This window comes from Microvirga sp. P4_G7, from assembly GCF_056401005.1.
The window spans coordinates 1-677 of record NZ_JBFUKD010001112.1 but is presented as its reverse complement, the minus strand read 5'-3'; the positions used below and the strand labels follow the sequence as shown (position 1 = coordinate 677).

Annotated in this window: 1 protein-coding gene; it reads right to left on the bottom strand. The window is 62.0% G+C overall.

Annotated elements, in window-relative coordinates; translation table 11 throughout:
- Window positions 1-558: ATP-binding cassette domain-containing protein (locus AC1DT3_RS23355; protein ID WP_477467536.1), on the bottom strand; the 558-nt coding region annotated here is incomplete at its 3' end.
- Window positions 559-677: the final 119 nt, after the last annotated feature.

Sequence of the window (677 nt, the reverse complement as noted above, 5' to 3'; positions counted from 1 at the left end):
GTTGGTGGGTTCGTCGAGGAGCAGCAGTTCAGGCTGCTCCAGCAACAATTTGCAAAGAGCGACGCGGCGGCGCTCACCGCCGGATAGCTTGTCGACGGCCCAGTCGTCCGGCGGGCAGCGCAGGGCGTCCATCGCCTGATCGACCTTGGAATCGAGATCCCACAAGCCTTTCGCCTCGATCTCGTCCTGGAGACGCGTCATCTCGTCCGCCGTCTCTTCGGAATAGTTCATGGCGAGCTCGTTGTACCGATCGAGGATCGCCTGCTGGGGCGCGACGCCCTGAAGCACATTTTCGCGGACGTTCTTCGTCGGATCGAGCTGCGGCTCCTGCGGCAAGTAGCCCACACGCGCGCCTTCCGCGACCCAGCCCTCGCCACCCCACTCGGTGTCGATTCCGGCCATGATCCGCAAAAGGGTCGATTTACCGGCGCCGTTGACGCCGAGAACACCGATCTTGGCGTCCGGGTAGAACGAGAGATGGACATTGTCCAAGACCTTCTTCCCGCTGGAATAGGTCTTGGTGAGGCCACGCATGTGGTAGATGAACTGACGGGACACGGCAAAGTCCTGCTGAAAGATGGGCGCAAAATGGATTGCGCGTCAGTTAGCAGGGGTGGCCCTGACCGGCAAGGCGGGGTCTTCCGGCGGCGAAGGTGTCAGAGACCCTTCACCAAGCC